Here is an 18,547-nt window from a genome sequence, read left to right on the forward strand (position 1 = left end):
AGACTACGAGAGATGGCTTCGGAAAATGAAACGGCTTCGGCCCAGGAACTGACCTCCTTGCAGCAGCGGGTGGCGAGGGAGATCGTCGCATTGGTGCGTCGGGACAACCGCCTCGCAGGAGATCACCTACCGGAGATCCATCTGGCCCAGCACATCGGAACGTCTCGCTCCCCGATCCAGGCGGCCCTGCGGCATCTTGCGCACCTCGGAGTCCTGCAGCAGGACGCCAACCGCGGGTTCTTTTTGAGCATGGACGCGAAGGACTGGGACGGTTCCGTTTCGGACCTTCTCTCCACCGACGATCCGTTGTACCTGCGAATCGCGGATGACCGGCAATCGAACCGCCTCCCTGATGAACTGACCGAAGCCGACTTGATGCGCCGCTATGGGGTGGCCCGCAGCACCCTGCGCAAGGTCCTCTCTCGCATTTCCGAAGAGGGTTGGATCGAGCAGAGCATGGGACATGGGTGGCGCTTCCTGTCGATGATCGATTCGCCGGATGCCTACGAGGAGAGCTACCTCTTCCGACAGTCCATCGAGCCGGGAGCCATCCTCGGCCCATCGTTCATGTTCGTGCCTGCAGAGCTCAAACAGCTACGTCGGGAGCAACAACGCATCGTGGACGGGGGGTTCCAGACCATGACCCCCATCGAACTCTTCGAGTCGAACAGTCACTTCCACGAGACCCTTGCGAAATGGGGCAACAACCGCTTTGTCCTGCAATCCGTGCGCCGCATCAACCAACTGCGGCGGCTCGTGGAATACCGCCAGGCCTCCAAGCGAGGTCCGCGGCACACCCAGGCGGCTGAACATCTCGCGATCCTCGATGCGATCGAGAAGCAGGACTTCATGCAAGCTGCCAACTTGATGCGGGCGCACCTGAACGGCGCGCGACGCAACAAGATGCGGGACGCCGAAGTCTTCTCCCAAGCCGCCTGAGGGCGGCCCCCCTCGTTCCCAGAAACATCCTCAGGCGACGATCGCCTGAACGGCGGCAGTGCGCGCCCGCGACCTTACGTCCCGTAACGTGCTGCAGGGTAAACCCGCGCCCACGATTGGTTAAAGTGATTAGAACATACAAACCAAGCCAGACGACGTTCTTTCAGATTCGCTTTGGCACAAACCACCACCCCACGAAGGAGACATCATGAGAAGTTCGGTCCAAAAGCTGTTGCGTGCTACTGCGTTGGTTGCGGCGCTCGCAGGGACTGTGTCGGCGCAGGCGCTGGAAACAGTGCGCTTCATGGCCCCGGGTTCGCCGGGAGGCGGCTACGACCAGACCGCCCGCACCCTTGGTAAGGCATTGCAGGAAGCTGGCGTCGCCAAGAGCGCGATGTACGACAACAAGAACGGCGCTGGCGGCACGATCGGCCTGGCCCAGTTCGCCAACGGTTCCAAGGGCGACGTGAACGCGCTATGCGTCATGGGCGCCATCATGGTGACGGGCATCGTGCAGAACAAGCCGCAGATCACCCTCGCGAACGTGACGCCCGTCGCGCGCCTCTTCACCGAATACAACATCATCGCGGTCCGAAAGGATTCCCCGCACAAGACCATTGATGACCTGATGACCGAGTTCAAGAAGAACCCGGCCAGCGTCAAGTGGGGCGGCGGTTCGAAGGGATCCGTCGATCACATCGGTACCGCCGAACTCGCTGGGAAAGCCGGAGTGCCGGCAGCCAAGGTCAACTACGTGCCGTTCGGTGGTGGCGGAGAGGTGGTCTCTGCAACGCTTGGTGGCCATGTCACCGCGATCACCGGCGGCTACGCCGAGCTCGCCAAGTATGTGGAATCCGGCCAGTTCCGAGTCCTTGCCGTCGGCTCGCCAACACGCATGGCTGGTGTGGATGCACCCACCCTGAAGGAGGCGGGCTACGACATGCAGATCGGAAATTGGCGCGGTGTCTACGGCGCAGCCAACTTGACCGCGGCTCAGCGCAAAGAACTCACCGATGCCGTCATCGCTGCCACCAAGACAAAGAGCTGGCAGGACGCGGTGAAGACCAACGCCTGGTCGCCCAGTGTGATCACCGGCGACGAATTCTCGAAGTTCGTGGATGACGAGCACTCGCGCCTGCGCACGGTCATGACCAATGTCGGCCTCATCTGATCCACAACAAAACGTCCACCCACATCAAGGAAGACAAATGACTGTCGAATCCAACATCAAGCAACTTCCCTTGGCAAACCGTTCGGTGCGCTATGTCTCGATCGCAGGGGTGGAAGGTATCGATTCCCTGCCGTTCTCAATGCGCATCCTGCTTGAGAACCTCCTGCGCCAGGCCAGCCGCGGTGTGGACACCCACGCGGAAGTCGATGCTTTGCTCGCACGCCGCATCGGCAGCGGGCTCACTTTCTACCCGGTTCGCGTGTATGGCCAGGACATCCTCGGCCAGGTGATGCTGGTCGACATGGCGGGTATTCGCGACGCCGTCGCCGACGCAGGGGGCGATCCGCTCCAGGTGTTCCCGAAGGTGCCAGTGGACGTGATCATCGATCACTCACTGCAGGTCGACAGCTGGGCAACGCCGAACGCACGCCGCATCAACCTCGAGCGCGAATACGAGCGCAATGGAGAGCGCTTTGCGTTCCTCCGCTGGTGCAGCAGCAGCTTCGAAGGCGTGCGCATCGTACCGCCGGGCAAGGGGATCATGCATCAGATCCACCTCGAGTACATCGGTAAGGTCGTGTGGACCGAGAAGACCGCCGATGGGGAGCTCGCAATTCCCGACACCTGCGTCGGAACGGACAGCCACACCCCCATGATCAACGGACTGGGCGTTTTGGGCTGGGGTGTGGGCGGCATCGAGGCCGAGGCGGTAATGGTGGGCAAGCCGGTCGCGCTGGCTCTTCCTGAAGTTGTCGGTATCGAAGTGAAGGGAAAACTGCGCGAAGGCGTGCTGCCGACGGACCTGGTTCTGGCGATCACACAGCAGATGCGCAGCCTGGGCGTCGTCGGCAAGTTCGTCGAATTCTTCGGCAATGGTCTCGAAGCCCTGCCGCTGGGAGACCGCGGAATGATCGCGAACATGGCGCCGGAGTACGGCGCTACCGCCGTCTACTTCCCGATCGACGAGCGCACCATGGACTACCTGCGCATGACAGGTCGCGAGGACGATCAGATTGAACTGATTGAAGCCTATGCGAAGGCGCAGAAGCTCTGGCGGAGCGCCGATACCCCCGCACCGAAATTCGATACTGTTGTAACGCTGGATCTCGACACGATTCGACCTTGCCTGGCTGGGCCTCGCAACCCCGAAGACCACTTGGATCTCGAAACCGTTCCGACGGCGTTCTTGCAGCACCACCAGGAGATCGCGGGGCGACCTCTCGATCCGAACCGCTCCGTCCCGGTGAGAGGCGAAAAATTCTCGCTGCGCGATGGCGCCGTTCTCATCGCAGCCATCACGAGTTGCACGAACACGGCCAACCCGGTGAACATGATGGCTGCCGGTCTGGTCGCGAAGAAAGCTGTCGCGCTGGGTCTGAAGACGCAGCCCTGGGTGAAGACCTCGCTGGTTCCAGGCAGTCATGTGACCGCTGCGGTCCTCGAAAAGGCTGGATTGCAAGGCGCCTTGGATACCCTTGGCTTCCATATCGCCGGCTTTGGCTGCACTACCTGCAATGGCGGCTCTGGCCCGTTGCCCGAACCGCTGGTTGAAGCCATCGAGCGGGAGAAACTCGTGGGCACGGCGGTGCTGTCCGGCAACCGCAACTTCGAAGGTCGCATCCACCCGAACGTGCGCGCCGCATACCTGGGCTCGCCTGCGCTTGTCGTCGTCTACGCACTGACCGGTTCACTGACGGTCGACGTGACGAAAGAGGTGATCGGCGTCGGCAGCAATGGCCAGCCTGTCTATCTTCGCGACATCTGGCCGACGGCTGTTGAGATCGCCCAGGCCGTGGCCGGTTCCTACGAGCCGCAACTCTTCCGCGAAAAATACGCGGATCTCTTCGACGGCGGCGAAGCGTGGGACGCGTTGTCCGGGGAGCGAAGCGAGCGCTTTCCCTGGCAGGAAACGAGCACCTACGTACGACGTCCACCGTACTTCGAAAACCTGTCGCGGGAGGCTGCGCCGGTCCAGGACATCGTCGGCATGCGCCCCCTGGTGATCCTTGGCGACTCGGTGACGACCGACCATATCTCGCCCTCGGGCGCCATCAGTCTCGGCACGCCAGCCGCTGACTTCTTGCTCGCCAAGGGCATCGAGAAGCGAGACTTCAACAACTACACGACCCGCCGGGGCAACCACGATGTCGCCGTGCGGGCGACCTTTGCCAACATCCGTCTGCGCAACCGTATCGTGCCAGGCGTCGAGGGGGGCGTGACCAAGCTGATGCCTGAGGGGGAACAGATGCGGGTGTTCGAAGCGGCCGAGGAATACCTGCGCCGCGAAGTGCCACTTGCCGTCATCGCCGGCAAGAACTATGGCTGCGGTTCGTCTCGCGACTGGGCCGCGAAAGGTGTGGCATTGCTCGGGGTGAAGGCGGTCATCGCAGAGAGCTTCGAGCGCATCCATCGGACGAATCTTGTTGGCATGGGCGTCTTGCCGCTGCAGTTTGAACCTGGCACCACTGCCGAATCCCTCGGTCTGGACGGAAGCGAGACGATCGACATCCCAGCGCTCGCGGAAAACCTCGATGTATCCGGTCGCATTGAAGCAATCGTGCGACGCGCCGACGGCACGACGACAAGGGTGCCGCTGACGATCAGGCTCGACACCAGCGAAGACGTCGAGTACTGGCGCCATGGTGGCATTCTTCCTCTCGTGTGGCGCGACTACGTCTCCGGGAAGTCTGAAGATCACGTGTCTCACTCTGCTGCGGAGATCGCGCCAGATGTCGGCGGGCCGCAGCACGAACTGCCGGACGCCATGCCAGGCAGCGAAGTCCCGAGCGCTACCCAAGGCGCCTCGATGGGCTGACGCAAGGGAGGCCTCCCTCCCTTCGTTCCTCTCAGACCGACAAAGGATTGGCGCCGTCATGCGGCGGCGCCCCGGTCGACTGTTGCCGCAAGAACAGAGAAGCACAACACACCAACGTGCACGTGCATTGGTTTCACCGGGGTTAGTCCCAGCTACGAGAGACAACATGCTGACCATTCTGGCGTACTCGATGATCATCGTCTTCATGGCGTTGATCATGACCGGGAGAGCGACCGCGCTCATTGCCCTGATCGTCGTTCCCATCGTGTTCGCCTTGATCGGGGGATTTGGAGGCGACATCGGGCCGATGGTGATAAGCGGCCTCAGGGCCATCGCGCCCACGGGCGTGCTTCTGCTCTTCGCCATACTCTACTTCGGGCTGATGATCGATGTGGGCCTGTTCGATCCGCTCATTCGCTGGATCGTCAAGCTCGCAAAAGGCGATCCCGTACGCCTCGTGGTCGGATCGGCGCTTCTGGCCATGATCGTTTCCCTTGACGGAGATGGGTCGACGACCTATCTGTTGTGCATCACGGCCATGTTGCCGCTGCATCGCCGCATGGGCATCAACCCGCTCATCCTCCCGTGCGTCACGATGATGGGCAACAGCATCATGAACATCGCGCCGTGGGGTGGCCCGACGGCACGGGTGATGAGTGCGCTCCATCTGGAAGCCAACCAGGTCTTCACGCCGTTAATTCCGGCGATGGCGATGGCCTGCCTGGCCACTCTCGGCGTGGCGTGGTATCTCGGCACAAAAGAGCGCGCCAGGCTCAAGCGGATCGAGTGGAAGCCGGCACATCTTGAGCATTCGCCCATTGGAGGTGATGTCGATCTGGACGAGTCGGACAAGCCTCGCAGCAGCCGGCCGATGTTCTTCTTCAACCTGATCCTGACCATCGGTTTGATGACCTGTCTGGCGTTGGGCGTGCTGCCGCTGCCGCTGCTCTTCATGGGAGCTTTCGCGATTGCGATCTCTGTCAATTTTCCAAACATCAAGCACCAGAAGGAACGCATCGCCGAGCATTCAGCCAGCGCGCTCTCCGTCGTCGCGGTGATCTTTGCCGCCGGCGTCTTCACGGGCATTCTGTCGGGTACCAAGATGACCGATGCCATCGCACACAGCGTCGTCTCCGCCATTCCCAGTTCGGCCGGTCACTTTCTTCCACTGATCACCGCCGCGCTGAGTGCACCGATGACATTCTTCCTTTCGAACGATGCCTTCTATTTCGGTGTAGTCCCGATCCTGGCCGAGGCCGCGAAGGCCTACGGTATCGCGCCGGAGATCATCGCGCGCGCATCGCTCCTCGGCCAACCCATTCACCAACTCAGCCCGCTCGTCGCGGCGAACTATGTGTTGATAGGCGTTGCAGGCGTCGAATTTGGTGACCACCAGAAGTTCACTTTGAAGTGGGCCTTCCTGCTGGTTGTCGTGATGATTCTTTCGGCAGGCCTCTTCGGCATCGTGCCACTTTTCTGAGTAGCGCCCACCACAGGCGATTGACATTCATCCCTTCCCAATCTTGAAGACCTCACCAGGAGATAGCCATGAAAGTAGCTGAGTTGGTTCTGAAATGCCTCAAGAACGAGTACGTCGAATGCTGCGGAGCGTTCGTGTACAGAGAACGCTTGCTTGGTAATAGTTCAATTTTCACGATGGCTCTTCATCCCTAGCATTCATCTCAACAGCCACAGAGCCGCTCAGAGAACCCAGATTGGGTCCCGACCACTAGGAGACAAATGTTGCAAGCGATGATGAAATGCGCTGTCCTTCTCAGCCGAGCAAAGCGTAGAGACCTCGACGGCGACCAAGCCCACGGCGAACTTCTGACCCCCATCGCGTGCATGACCTGCTCGCAATCAAGGCGGTCGCAGGGTGCACGTGACGGCGCATCCGATCGGTTCGCTCGCTCCCACTGGAGGTACCGACTCTCGAGGTGCTCCACCACTTCGCAAGTTCGCCAAACTGCCAGAGTCATCGCATCACGCAGACCCTTTGTGCGCATGTCTTCGCACATTGCCTTCGCATAGCCGCGCCGCTGGATGCGCAACAACACTGAAATAGGAAATCCCATGAAAGCTGCAGAACTGTTCGTCAAATGCCTGGAGAACGAAAAGGTCGAGTTCATCTTCGGCATACCCGGTGAAGAGAACATCGACGTGATGGACGCGCTGCTCGACAGCCCGATCAAGTTCGTCACGACACACCATGAACAAGGCGCAGCCTTCATGGCGGACGTCTATGGGCGTCTGACTGGACGCGCCGGCGTTTGCATGTCCACGCTCGGCCCTGGCGCCACCAACCTCATCACAGGCGTCGCTGACGCCAACATGGATCGTGCGCCTATCGTTGCGATTGCAGGGCAAGGCGCCACCACTCGCCTTCACAAGGAAAGCCATCAGATCCTGGACCTGGTGAGCATGTTCGATCCGATCACGAAGTACGCCACGCAAATCCTCGATCCTGGAATCGTGCCGGAAGTCGTGCGCAAGGCCTTCAAGGTCGCTCAAACCGAAAAGCCGGGCGCCACCTTCATCGACTTCCCCGAAAACGTTGCAGAAATGAAGGTGGACAAGAAGCCGATCGAAGTTCAAACGGCTTACACGTCAGAGGCGCCGAGCCGCAAGGTCGAGGAAGCCGCGAAGCTAATCACTGCAGCCAAGGCGCCGGTCATCCTGGCAGGCAACGGCGTCATTCGACAAGGCGCTGCGGACGCACTGGTCACTTTCGCCGAAATGCTTCGAATCCCGGTCGCCAATACGTTCATGGCCAAGGGCGTGGTCCCGTTCACGAATGAACTGTCGCTTGGCACCATTGGCATGAAGGCCCGCGACCTTCCCTGGTTCGCGTTCGAGAAGGCGGACGTCGTGATCTGCGTCGGATACGACATGGTCGAGTACCACCCGGACATGTGGAATCCCGACGGCGACAAGACCATCATCCATATCGATGCGCTTCCGGCCGAGGTGGATGAGCGCTATATCGTGGCCGTCGGCGTGCTGGGCGACCTCCATACGTCCTTGCGCTCGATTGCCCTGAAGGCGAAGCCGCAGGCCGCTTCACCGTTCAAAGCGGTGCGCAAGGCGATCGTTGCGGATCGAGCGGAATACTGCGATGACACCGCCTTTCCCATTAAGCCCCAGAAGATCGTCTGGGACCTGCGTGAGGTGCTTGGACCTGACGACATCGCAATCTCCGACGTCGGCGCCCACAAGATGTGGATGTCCCGCATGTACAGGGCCGAGCGTCCTAACACCTGCATCATCTCCAACGGGTTTGCTGCAATGGGCATTGCCGTACCTGGTGCTATTGCGGCCAAGCTGGCCTACCCGGATCGCAAGGTGGTCGCCGTCACTGGTGATGCGGGATTCATGATGAACTCCCAGGAGATCGAAACCGCACTTCGTATGAAGACGCCGTTCGTCATCCTGATCTGGAACGACTCTGAGTATGGGCTGATCACGTGGCACCAGCTTCGTCACTTTGGACGCCCCAGCCATATCGCTTTTAAGAACCCGGACTTCGTGAAGTACGCGGAGAGCTTCGGAGCCAAAGGCTATCGGGTCGAGCGTGCGGGAGACCTTCTGCCCACCTTGAAGCAGGCTATCGCCGACGACACCGTCGTGATCATCGACTGTCCTGTCGACTATGCCGAAAACATGAAGCTCACGGCCAAGCTCAAAGAGATGAAGTCGCCGCTCTGAAACACCGAGACATTCATCCCCGCCCCAAGGGGCACATCAAGGAACGACATGCCGTTGAGCATTTCACGCGACGACCTGATTCGGACGGGTAACTTCATTGCAGGTCGCTGGACAGAGCCGACCAAGGAGACGTTCGGTGTGCGCGATCCTGCGGATGGAAGCCTCATCGCAGAGGTGACCGACAGCGACGGAGGGGATGCGAAGGCCGCAGTCGACGCTGCGTCCGCAGCGCTCCCCTCCTGGCGAGCAGCGACAGCTCGCTCACGTGCGCAGGTTTTGAAGCGCTGGCACGCGTTGATCCTGAGCAATCAGGAAGACCTGGCCCGCTTGATTTCCCGGGAGCAAGGCAAGCCACTGGCCGAAGCCCGAGGCGAGATCCTCTATGCGGCTGGATATGTGGAGTGGTTTGCGGAAGAAGCGACGCGAACCTATGGCGATGTAATTCCGGAGACCGTCCGTGGCCGGAAGATGCTGGTCGTGAAGGAAGGCGTCGGAGTGGTTGCGGCCATCACGCCGTGGAACTTTCCGGCGGCGATGATGGCGCGAAAACTTGCGCCGGCCCTGGCCGCCGGCTGCACGGTCGTTGCAAAGCCAGCAGAGGACACGCCGCTGACGTCGTTGGCGCTCGCTGTCCTTGCTGAAGAAGCGGGCGTGCCGCCTGGCGTGCTCAACATCGTTGCAGCGTCTCGCTCCAGAGCGGCTGAGGTGGTTGATGTCTGGCTCGGCGATTCGCGCGTTCGCAAGATCACGTTCACTGGTTCCACCCCCGTCGGCAAGCATCTCGCCCGCGAATCGGCGTCGACCCTCAAGCGCCTGTCCCTGGAACTGGGCGGAAACGCACCCTTCATCGTCTTCGACGACGCGGACGTGGATGCTGCAGTCGACGGCCTCATGGCGGCCAAGTTTCGCAACGGTGGCCAGACCTGCGTGTCGCCGAACCGCGTATTCGCCCAGAGGGAGATCCACGACGAGTTCGTCCGGAAGCTCGGCGTGCGGGTGGGGGCCTTGAAAGTTGGACCCGCGACCGACGAGAGCTCGCAGATCGGTCCCATGATCAACCGTCAGGCCGTGCGCAAGATCACCAGTCACATTCAGGATGCAGTTGCGCAGGGGGCGAAGGTGATTGCGGGGGGTGTGACCGAGGTCGACGAAGAGTCCAACTATGTTGCCCCAACCGTCTTGAGCGGCGCCACCTCTTCGATGCTGCTGGCAGCCGAAGAAACCTTCGGACCTGTGGCCGCAGTTTTTCGCTTCGACACCGAAGCCGAGGTCGTCCGCAGTGCCAATGGGACACCGTACGGGCTCGCCGCCTACTTCTATTCGCGCGATGTATCGCGCATCTGGCGCGTGGCGAACGCCATCGAGTGCGGCATCGTCGGCGTCAACGAAGGTCTGATCTCTTCCGAAACCGCACCCTTCGGCGGCATCAAGGAGTCCGGATACGGCCGGGAGGGATCCCGAAGAGGCCTGGACGACTACATGGACGTCAAGTACGTCTGCCAGGGCGGGCTGTCCTGAAGCTCTTGGCGACGAACCCCACAACAAGGAGATTTCATGAAGATCAAGGCTGCCGTTCTCGACGCGATGGGCGCGTCACACCCCTACGCGGCATCGAGGCCGCTGCGCATCGAAGAAGTGGACCTCGATCCCCCAGGCCCGGACGAGGTGCTGATCAAGATCGCCGCTGCAGGTCTCTGCCACTCCGACCTGTCTGTCATCAACGGCGACCGTCCGCGCCCGATGCCGATGGCTCTCGGACATGAAGCGTCCGGTGTGGTCGAAGAAGTGGGCGCAGGCGTGAGTGACCTGAAGCCAGGCGATCACGTTGTCGTGGTGTTCGTGCCGAGTTGTGGCCACTGTGCTCCATGTGCCGAAGGCCGACCCGCTCTGTGCGAGCCCGGGGCAGCGGCAAACGGCATGGGAACTCTCCTGTCGGGCGCACGCCGAATATCGCACGTCGGCAAGCCCATCAATCACCACCTCGGCTGCTCCGTTTTCGCCGAATACGCCACGGTGTCAAGACGCTCCGTTGTCAAGATTGACCCAGCCGTGCCGCTCGTCGATGCGGCGCTGTTCGGGTGTGCTGTCCTGACCGGTGTCGGTGCGGTGGTCAACACCGCACAGGTGCGGGTCGGCGCGACGGTTGCCGTGATCGGCTTGGGCGGTGTGGGATTGGCCGCGCTGATTGGCGCATCGGCTGCAGGCGCAAGGCAGATCATCGCGATCGACCTCGCGGATGACAAGCTCGAGCAGGCCCGTGCGCTCGGAGCCACCCACACGGTGAATGCGGGCAAGCAAGACGCACTTGAACAGATCCGCGAGATCAGCTCTGGAGGCGTCGAGTTCGCCTTCGAGTTCGCGGGCTCCGTGCGCGCACTCGAACTGGCCTACCGCATCACGCGGCGAGGCGGTACGACGGTGACGGCCGGATTGCCTCCGTCCACGGCAGTCTTCCCGCTGCCCGCAGTCAGCCTTGTTGCCGAGGAAAGAACCCTCAAAGGCAGCTATATCGGCACCTGCGTGCCGTCACGGGACATTCCCCGGTACGTCGACCTCTATTCGCAAGGTCGCCTGCCCGTCGACAAGCTCCTGACCGGACGCCTGACTCTGGAGCAAATCAATCATGGATTCGACCTGCTGCACGAAGGCAAGGCGATCCGACAAGTCGTGGAGTTCAAATGAGCAAGCAAGCTACCGACGTGAACGCGCCGTGGGTCAACGCATGGGCCGAGACAGTGCAACCCCTCATGAAGGCGATGTTCCCTCCGACCCCCACTCTTGCGTTTCTCGGAGCAACGGATGCAAGGCTGCCAATGGAGGAACACTTCGCCGGACTGAGCGAGACCTGGAAGAACTCGATCGAGAAGTGGACCCAGCTGGTGAATGAGGGCGCCGACCCTTCGAGCCTGCGACCAGAGGCGCTCCGTGAACTCTTTGCGCCTGCGAACTGGAGCGGCCCTGCAACGGGCGCGTTTGACTCGGCGCTGCGAGAAGTTCTCGAGGGACCCAAGTACGCGACCTTGTGGAACATGGACCGCGAGGTTCTCGAGCTCCAGCGACGCGCTGCCGAACGCGACAAGGCGACGCGCGCCTTCCAGACCATTGTCCAACGCGCGTGGAATACCGCCTACGAGCGCTTCGCCAAGACGATGCCATTGACCCGGACCGAGACGCCTGCGACATGGCGCAGCTTGGCAGATCGATGGATCGAGGTCGCAAATGAGACGCTGATCGAGACGCATCGCTCTGATGAATTCGTCGAAGCGCAAAGCCGGATGTTGCGAGCTGCGTCGGACTACCGCCTCAAGGAACGCGAGCTTGCTGAGGCCTGGTGCGCCGCATGCCACATCCCTACACGCACCGAGATGGATGAGATGCAGCGCGCCGTCACCGACTTGAGGCGTCAGGTACGCCTGCAGCGACGGCGAGATCCGGCGCCTGATGGCGGCGCCGTTGCTCGACCGAAAGCGCAAAGACCTGCGACATCCCGGTCGCGCCGAACGACCAAAGCCTGAGGGGCCGAACATGACAGAAGTGAAGAAATCTCCGGCCGCTCGAGCGCTCGAGGAGTTCAGCGAATTCAACTTGAAGATGGCACGCGGGCAGAAGATGCTCAAGCGCATCAAGGACGACGACGTTCAGATCGCCACGGCCGACAAGGATGTCGTGTTCCGCCAGGACAAGACGACGCTCTATCGGTACAGGCCGACCGCCAAGCGCTCCCTCGGCGTGCCGGTGCTCGTCGCCTATGGCCAGATCGGCCGCTACACCATGACAGACCTCCAGGAGGACCGTTCGATGCTGCGGAATCTGCTGGCCCTCGGCGTCGATGTCTATGCCGTCGATTGGGGAAGCCCGACTCGCAGCGATCGATGGCTCACCTTCGAGGACTACGTCGATGTCTACCTCAACGACTGCGTCGAGTTCATTTGCCGGGAGCACGACATTCCTGCGATCAATCTGCTGGGCATCTGCGAGGGCGGGCTCTTCTCGCTCTGCTATGCGGCGCTCTACCCGGATCGTGTGAAGAACCTGATCCTGACCATCACGCCTGTCGATTTTCACCAGGACCAGGCGGAAGGCCGGGCGAACCACGGGCTGCTCAACCTCTGGACTCGGGGCATGAGCGCGGAGGACATCGACCATCTGATCGAGGCGAACGGCAATCTACCCGGCGAATTGATGAGCTATGTCTTCGCACAGCTGACCCCCGGCGCAACGATGACGAAGTACAACATCGGGCTGCTCGATACGTTCGACGACGAAAAGAAGCTGCTCAACTTCCTCCGCATGGAGAAGTGGCTGGCCGATCGGCCGCACCATCCGGGCGAGGCTGCTAAGCAGTTGCTGGTAAACCTCTACAAGAACAACGAACTGGTGAAGGGTGAGTTTCAGCTCGGCGGGAGGACCGTCGATCTCGCTGAAATCAAGATTCCGGTCCTGAACGTCTTCGCGAAGGACGATCACATCATTCCGCCAAAGACCACGCAGGCGCTGCGCGACGTCATCGGAAGCAAGGACTACAGCGAGATCGGCCTGGTAGGCGGTCACGTCGGCGTGTTCGTGAGCGGTAAGTCTCAAGGAGTGCTTGGCAAGGGCATCTCCGAATGGCTGCGCAAGCGCGACTGAACGAAGTGGCGCGAACTCGAAGCACCGCAGCCGAGCCAAGGCACGGCCATGTTTCGGTGCTCGGGCACGGAGGGTTTCGCCGGCTGTCCTATTTGGAATGGGGGCCGCCCAAGGCCCCGCGAACGGTGATTTGCGTCCACGGCGTATCTCGCATGGGGCGCGACTTCGACGTTCTCGCGGCCGCTCTTGCCGAGGCAGGTGCGCGCGTCATCGTGCCCGATCTCCCGGGCCGCGGTCGTAGCGAATGGCTCGCCTCACCTGCGCACTACACGGATCGTGCGTACACCGGGGCGCTCTCCACCTTGATCGCCAGGCTGGACGTGGAGCTCGTGGATTGGATTGGAACCTCGCTCGGGGGCCATCTCGGGATGCTCATGGCTGCGGAACACGGCTCGCCTATCAGCCGACTCGTCCTGAACGACTTTGGTGCCAGGGTGTCGGCTGCAGCCCTGCGACGGATCGGCGCCTACCTTAGCAGGCGCTGGCGCTTCGAATCGATTGAAGAACTCGAAGCCCACCTTCGTGACATCCATGAACCGTTCGGACAGCTGACCGATGCCCAATGGAAGCATCTGGCGCATCACAGCGCGGCGCGCGATCCAGCCGGTGGATTTCGCTTCCACTTCGATCCCGGCATCGCCCGGCGTTTCGCCATCCCGATCTACATGGACATCGTGCTGTGGCATCTCTGGGAAAAGATCACGTGCCCGGTGCTCGTGCTTCGAGGGGAAGACTCTGATCTTCTGACCACGGCTACGACCAATGAGATGCTCGAGCGTGGCCCGGCGGCGAAGCTCGGCAGAGTCAGCGTCGTGGAAATTGCTGAGTGCGGCCACGCACCGGCCCTGATGGACGACCAGCAGATCGCGGTCATCAAGGATTTCCTGCAGCTCCCAGAGACATCCAAGTCAGCGAGCCGTCCAGGGGCTGCTCCTGGTGCCAAGACTTCCTCCGTCCGACTTCCTCTAGCGAGAGCATCATGATCAAAGACAAGATTGTCAGTGCGCAAGAGGCTGTCGCTCTCATTCGCGACGGCGATGCGGTGAGCTGCTCAGGCTTCGTGGGAATCGGCACTCCCGACGCCTTGATCGAGGCCCTCGAGCAGCGATTCATAGAGACTCGAGGGCCTTCCGACCTCACGCTCGTATTCGCGGCCGCCCCCGGAGACGGCAAGGATCGTGGGTTGAATCGCCTCGCACACGAAGGGCTCGTCAAGCGCGCCATCGGCGGGCATTGGTCGCTGGTTCCGAAGCTCGCCAGGATGGCGACGGAGAACCGTATGGAGGCGTACAACCTGCCACTCGGCACCATCTCCCATCTGTACCGTGATGTAGCGGCCCACCGGGCCGGCACCATCAGCAAGGTCGGTCTGGGCACCTTCGTTGATCCTCGAAATGGCGGCGGAAAGATCAATGCGTCCACCACCGAGGATCTGGTGCGCATCATGGAGATCGATGGCGAGGAATGGCTCTTCTACAAGACCTTCCCGGTCAACGTCGCGCTGATACGCGGGACGACAGCGGATCCCGCAGGCAACATCACCATGGAGCGCGAGGCATTGGTGCTCGACGCACAGGCGGCAGCCATGGCCGCGAGGAACGCGAATGGACTCGTGATCGCGCAGGTCGAACGGATCGCCTCAACGGGCACACTTGACGCGCGGTCGGTTGTTGTTCCAGGCGTGCTGGTGGACTGCGTGGTCGTCGCACCGCCCGCGTCTCATGTGCAGACCTATGGAACCGACTACAACGCTGCCTATTCGGGCGAAATCCGGGTGCCAGTCGACAAGATCGAGCCTCCGACGCTGGATGAGCGCAAGCTGATTGCTCGCCGGTGCGCCTTTGAGCTTCCTCTCGGAGGCGTCATCAACCTTGGTATCGGAGTGCCTGAGGTGGTGGCGGCAGTTGCCGCCGAGGAGCGGGTCTTGGACCACCTGACGCTGACCGCGGAGCCCGGCGTCATCGGGGGCATGCCGCAGGGAGGGCTGGATTTCGGAGCGGCGGTCAACACGCAGGCCCTGTTGCACCAGAACCAGCAGTTCGATTTCTACGATGGTGGCGGGCTTGACCTGGCGTGCCTTGGCATGGCGCAGGTCGACAAGGCGGGCAACGTCAATGTGAGCAGGTTCGGCCCGCGTCTTGCGGGAGCGGGTGGTTTCATCAACATCAGCCAGAACGCGCGTCGGCTCGTGTTCGCCGGGACGTTCACAACCGGTGGACTCAGCGTCTCCGTCGCGGGCGACAAAGTGCACATCGAGACCGAGGGAAGGACGCGAAAGTTCGTGGATTCCGTCGAGCAGATCACCTTCAGCGGCGCACTTGCGGCGCAGAAAGGCCAGTCCGTCCTTTACGTGACGGAGCGATGTGTCTTCAAGCTGGTACCAGCGGGTCTTCAACTCATCGAGGTCGCGCCTGGGATCGATGTCGACAGGGACATCCTGGCCCACATGGCGTTTCGGCCCGTGGTCGAGCAGGTCACCACGATGCATAAGCGCATCTTTCAGGCCAAGACCATGGGCCTTGCGGAGGTTCTGCTGGATCTGGAGCTTTCGGATCGCCTGAGCTACGACACGGAACGAAACACGCTCTTCGCGAACTTCGAAGGGATGGCGATCCGCAGCACCGCGGACATCGATAGCGTTCGTCGCGTGTTCGAGACCCTTTGCAGCCAGATCGGCCACAAGGTCGTCCTGGTCGTCAATTACGACGGATTCCGGCTCGATGAGCGATTGAGTGACGCCTATTTCGAGATGGTTGGCAGACTGCAGGCCAGGTACTACAGCACGGCAACACGCTACACCACCAGCGCCTTCATGCGCGCCAAGTTGGGCGCGGCGTTACCGGCGCGAAACCTTGCTCCGCACATTTTCGAGACCAGGGCAGAGGCCAACGAGTTCTTGCGACGTCGCCCTCAAACTGTCAAGCTGGCAGCCTAAAAAAACAGCAGAGGTTCTTGATGCGATACGACCTGACCAGCATGGAGATCTTTGTTGCGGTCGCGGAGACTGGCAACTTGACGCGTGCGGCGGAACTCCAACATCTTGCCGTTTCCGCCATCAGCAAGCGGATCACGGAGCTCGAGGAGCTGGCCGGTGCATCCCTCCTGCTGCGCCATGCGCGTGGAGTCAGCCTCACGCCGGCCGGCCAGTCGATGCTCCACTACGCGCGGCAGATGCTGCAACTGATGGAGCGCATGCGCGGCGAGCTCAGCGAATACGCAGGAGGACTCAAGGGGGTCATTCGCCTTCACGCGAGCACGTCGGCACTTGTCGAGTTTCTGCCCCCCGAGCTCCACGCGTTTCTCAAGCGCTATCCGATGATCCGGCTGCAGATCGAGGAGCGCACCGGAGCGGCCATTGTTCGCGCCGTAGCCGACGGAACCGCCGACATCGGGATCCTTGGCAACCATACGCCATTGAGGGGCTTGGCCGCACTGCCGTATCACAGCGATCGGCTCGCGCTCGGTGTTCCGAAGACGCACGCGCTTGCGCGCCGAAAGACCATTCAGTTTTCCGAGGCGCTCGCGTTTGATTTTGTGGGGCCTCACGCGGAAAGCTCGCTCTGGACGCTGATGATGCAGGCTGCGCAGAGCTCGGGCAAGCAGATCGAGCCCAGCATCCAAGTCAGCAGCTTCGAATGCATGTGCTTGCTCGTCGAAGCGGGATTGGGGATCGCTCTCCTGCCTGAACGAGTATTGGCCCCGCACGCGGAATCGGGCCACCTGGCTGTCGTACGCCTGAAGGATGCCTGGGCGGAGCGCCAGATCGTCATCGTGGTGCGCGACATGGACAACATGCCGTTCACGACCCGGGCCTTGATCGAGCACCTGCGCGAACCGATCGCGAGCGCCTGAAACCGCGCATAGCGTTCTCGCTTGAAGAACGCTTGCTTGGCAATCGTTCAATTTTCAAGGAGGCCGTGGCTCCCTAACATTGGTTCATCGGGATCAAAGAATCCCTCCAGCGTCGAAAGTGGCGCGATGAACTTGGAGACAACCATGGCTCAGACAGCGCTCTACGCGCACTTCGCTAGTTTCAACGCCTTCTGGTCCGCTCGCTCATGAGCGGCTTCCCCATCAACCGTGCCGAAGGGCAAGCCGACGAGGAGCGTCGCCATCTGCTCAAGCGCAGTGTCGCGCTTGGCGGAATGGTGCTTCTCGGGGCGTTCTCTGCCGACACCCCTGCGCAGGAAGCACAAAGGCGCATCGCAACGTCAACATCTCGAGGTCAACCTATGTATGCCTATGTCGGTAGCCGCACCACCCGTGAGCGCAATGCTCGCGGTGACGGCATCAGCGTGTTTCTCGTCGACCAGCAAACGGGTGCGCTTGAGCAGGTGCAAGTCGTCAAGGATCTGGTCAACCCTTCGTTCCTGGTACTCAGCAAGAACGGCGAGTTCCTCTACACCGTCCACGGCGACGAGAGCGAAGTCAGTTCCTTCAAGGTCGACAAGTCCAGCGGTCAGCTGAAGTTCCTGAACAAGCAGAGCACGCAGGGGAAAAACCCCGTCCATTTGGCGCTCGACCCCACGGGTCGCTTTCTGGTGGTGACGAACCACATCGGATCCAGCCTCGCCGTCCTGCCAGTCGCAGCGGACGGCTCGCTGGGTGCTCTCACACAACTCGTGGCGCTCAGTGGGCCGATCGGTCCCCATCGCATCGAGCAAAAGCAAGCGAAGCCGCACTTCAACCCGTTCGACCCGACCGGCAAGTTTGTCGTCGTTCCGGACAAGGGCCTCGACCGGGTCTTCAGCTTCCGCTTCGAAGGTGGCGTGCTGACGCCGGCCGCGACACCCGAAGTGATCGCAAGGGAAGGGTCCGGTCCCAGGCATCTTGCCTTCCACCCGAGCAAGCCGTACGCATACGTGGTCAACGAACTTGATTCGACCGTCACCACCTACCGGTTCAATCCCGACACGGGCGCCATGGAAGCGCTCCAGATTCTGTCGGCGCTTCCATCCACCTTTACCGCAAACAGCCGCGCAGCCGGAATTGTGATCGACAAGGCTGGACGGACGCTCTACTCATCGAATCGGGGGCACGACAGCATTGCTGTATTTCGCATCGATTCGGGCACGGGCCTGCTCGAGTTTTCGGGTGCTGATCTGACGGAAGGCCGCACCCCTCGCTTCCTCACGCTTTCGCCCAATGGGCGCGTGATGTACGCACTGAACGAAGACAGCGACACCATCGTCGCGCTTTCCGTGGATGCGTCAACCGGCCGCCTGTCTCCCACGGGAGCATCGGTCAAGAGTGGCAGTCCCGTTTGCATGGTGTTCTCGGGCTGATGC

The 18,547-nt window shown here is 61.5% G+C and carries 13 protein-coding genes and 1 pseudogene; all 14 read left to right on the forward strand.

Annotation, left to right across the window (positions count from 1 at the left end; translation table 11 throughout):
- Nucleotides 1–57 precede the first annotated feature (57 nt).
- The 14 genes and pseudogenes from QTH97_RS29825 (at nucleotide 58) to QTH97_RS29885 (ending at nucleotide 18,544) form a co-directional block, all read left to right on the forward strand.
- Nucleotides 58–939: a GntR family transcriptional regulator gene (locus QTH97_RS29825; RefSeq protein ID WP_286572199.1), complete on the forward strand. Its 882-nt coding sequence runs from the start codon at nucleotides 58–60 to the stop codon at nucleotides 937–939.
- Between the two features lie 205 nt (nucleotides 940–1,144).
- Nucleotides 1,145–2,110 (forward strand): Bug family tripartite tricarboxylate transporter substrate binding protein, encoded by a 966-nt coding sequence (locus tag QTH97_RS29830; RefSeq protein ID WP_444813490.1) that lies wholly within the window; start codon nucleotides 1,145–1,147, stop codon nucleotides 2,108–2,110.
- Between the two features lie 37 nt (nucleotides 2,111–2,147).
- Nucleotides 2,148–4,925 (forward strand): aconitate hydratase AcnA, encoded by a 2,778-nt coding sequence (gene acnA, locus QTH97_RS29835; protein WP_286572201.1) that lies wholly within the window; start codon nucleotides 2,148–2,150, stop codon nucleotides 4,923–4,925.
- Nucleotides 4,926–5,091: 166 nt separating this feature from the next.
- Complete coding sequence (locus QTH97_RS29840) at nucleotides 5,092–6,405, forward strand: CitMHS family transporter (protein ID WP_286572202.1); 1,314 nt, start codon at nucleotides 5,092–5,094, stop codon at nucleotides 6,403–6,405.
- A 593-nt stretch (nucleotides 6,406–6,998) separates the two neighbouring features.
- Nucleotides 6,999–8,630, forward strand: coding sequence for an acetolactate synthase large subunit (locus tag QTH97_RS29845; RefSeq protein ID WP_286572203.1), 1,632 nt, complete (start codon nucleotides 6,999–7,001; stop codon nucleotides 8,628–8,630).
- A gap of 48 nt (nucleotides 8,631–8,678) precedes the next feature.
- Nucleotides 8,679–10,148 carry an NAD-dependent succinate-semialdehyde dehydrogenase gene (locus QTH97_RS29850; RefSeq protein WP_286572204.1) on the forward strand — a complete coding sequence of 490 codons (1,470 nt, stop codon included), beginning with the start codon at nucleotides 8,679–8,681 and terminating at the stop codon, nucleotides 10,146–10,148.
- Nucleotides 10,149–10,184: 36 nt separating this feature from the next.
- The gene (locus QTH97_RS29855; protein ID WP_286572205.1) at nucleotides 10,185–11,312 is read left to right on the forward strand and encodes a zinc-dependent alcohol dehydrogenase family protein; all 1,128 of its coding nucleotides are present in this window, start codon (nucleotides 10,185–10,187) and stop codon (nucleotides 11,310–11,312) included.
- Between the two features lie 65 nt (nucleotides 11,313–11,377).
- Entirely contained in the window at nucleotides 11,378–12,145 is a 768-nt protein-coding gene (locus QTH97_RS29860) for a poly(R)-hydroxyalkanoic acid synthase subunit PhaE (protein ID WP_286572206.1), read from the forward strand.
- A 10-nt stretch (nucleotides 12,146–12,155) separates the two neighbouring features.
- A complete protein-coding gene (gene phaC, locus QTH97_RS29865; protein ID WP_286572207.1) occupies nucleotides 12,156–13,259 on the forward strand; it encodes a class III poly(R)-hydroxyalkanoic acid synthase subunit PhaC in 1,104 nt (367 codons plus the stop codon).
- Entirely contained in the window at nucleotides 13,238–14,242 is a 1,005-nt protein-coding gene (locus tag QTH97_RS29870) for an alpha/beta fold hydrolase (protein WP_286572208.1), read from the forward strand. Before phaC ends, QTH97_RS29870 begins: the two co-directional genes overlap by 22 nt.
- Nucleotides 14,239–16,194 carry an acyl CoA:acetate/3-ketoacid CoA transferase gene (locus QTH97_RS29875; protein WP_286572209.1) on the forward strand — a complete coding sequence of 652 codons (1,956 nt, stop codon included), beginning with the start codon at nucleotides 14,239–14,241 and terminating at the stop codon, nucleotides 16,192–16,194. Before QTH97_RS29870 ends, QTH97_RS29875 begins: the two co-directional genes overlap by 4 nt.
- Nucleotides 16,195–16,235: 41 nt before the next feature.
- A pseudogene (locus QTH97_RS37065) lies at nucleotides 16,236–16,394 on the forward strand (helix-turn-helix domain-containing protein); the annotation flags it as partial.
- Nucleotides 16,395–16,430: 36 nt separating this feature from the next.
- Entirely contained in the window at nucleotides 16,431–17,111 is a 681-nt protein-coding gene (locus QTH97_RS29880; protein WP_286572211.1) for a LysR substrate-binding domain-containing protein, read from the forward strand.
- 380 nt (nucleotides 17,112–17,491) lie between these two features.
- Nucleotides 17,492–18,544, forward strand: a complete 1,053-nt coding sequence (locus QTH97_RS29885) for a lactonase family protein (protein WP_286572231.1) — start codon at nucleotides 17,492–17,494, stop codon at nucleotides 18,542–18,544.
- Nucleotides 18,545–18,547: the final 3 nt, after the last annotated feature.

It is taken from the genome of Variovorax gracilis (assembly GCF_030317115.1).
GTDB lineage: Bacteria > Pseudomonadota > Gammaproteobacteria > Burkholderiales > Burkholderiaceae_C > Variovorax > Variovorax gracilis.

Excerpts from the sequence above, each read along its gene's own strand:
- QTH97_RS29855 (WP_286572205.1), top strand. The coding sequence starts at position 10,185 with ATGAAGATCAAGGCTGCCGTTCTCGACGCGATGGGCGCGTCACACCCC.
- QTH97_RS29845 (WP_286572203.1), top strand. The coding sequence starts at position 6,999 with ATGAAAGCTGCAGAACTGTTCGTCAAATGCCTGGAGAACGAAAAGGTC.
- QTH97_RS29885 (WP_286572231.1), top strand. The coding sequence starts at position 17,492 with ATGTATGCCTATGTCGGTAGCCGCACCACCCGTGAGCGCAATGCTCGC.
- QTH97_RS29880 (WP_286572211.1), top strand. The coding sequence starts at position 16,431 with ATGCTGCAACTGATGGAGCGCATGCGCGGCGAGCTCAGCGAATACGCA.
- QTH97_RS29870 (WP_286572208.1), top strand. The coding sequence starts at position 13,238 with ATGGCTGCGCAAGCGCGACTGAACGAAGTGGCGCGAACTCGAAGCACC.
- phaC (WP_286572207.1), top strand. The coding sequence starts at position 12,156 with ATGACAGAAGTGAAGAAATCTCCGGCCGCTCGAGCGCTCGAGGAGTTC.
- QTH97_RS29850 (WP_286572204.1), top strand. The coding sequence starts at position 8,679 with ATGCCGTTGAGCATTTCACGCGACGACCTGATTCGGACGGGTAACTTC.
- acnA (WP_286572201.1), top strand. The coding sequence starts at position 2,148 with ATGACTGTCGAATCCAACATCAAGCAACTTCCCTTGGCAAACCGTTCG.
- QTH97_RS29875 (WP_286572209.1), top strand. The coding sequence starts at position 14,239 with ATGATCAAAGACAAGATTGTCAGTGCGCAAGAGGCTGTCGCTCTCATT.
- QTH97_RS29840 (WP_286572202.1), top strand. The coding sequence starts at position 5,092 with ATGCTGACCATTCTGGCGTACTCGATGATCATCGTCTTCATGGCGTTG.
- QTH97_RS29860 (WP_286572206.1), top strand. The coding sequence starts at position 11,378 with ATGAAGGCGATGTTCCCTCCGACCCCCACTCTTGCGTTTCTCGGAGCA.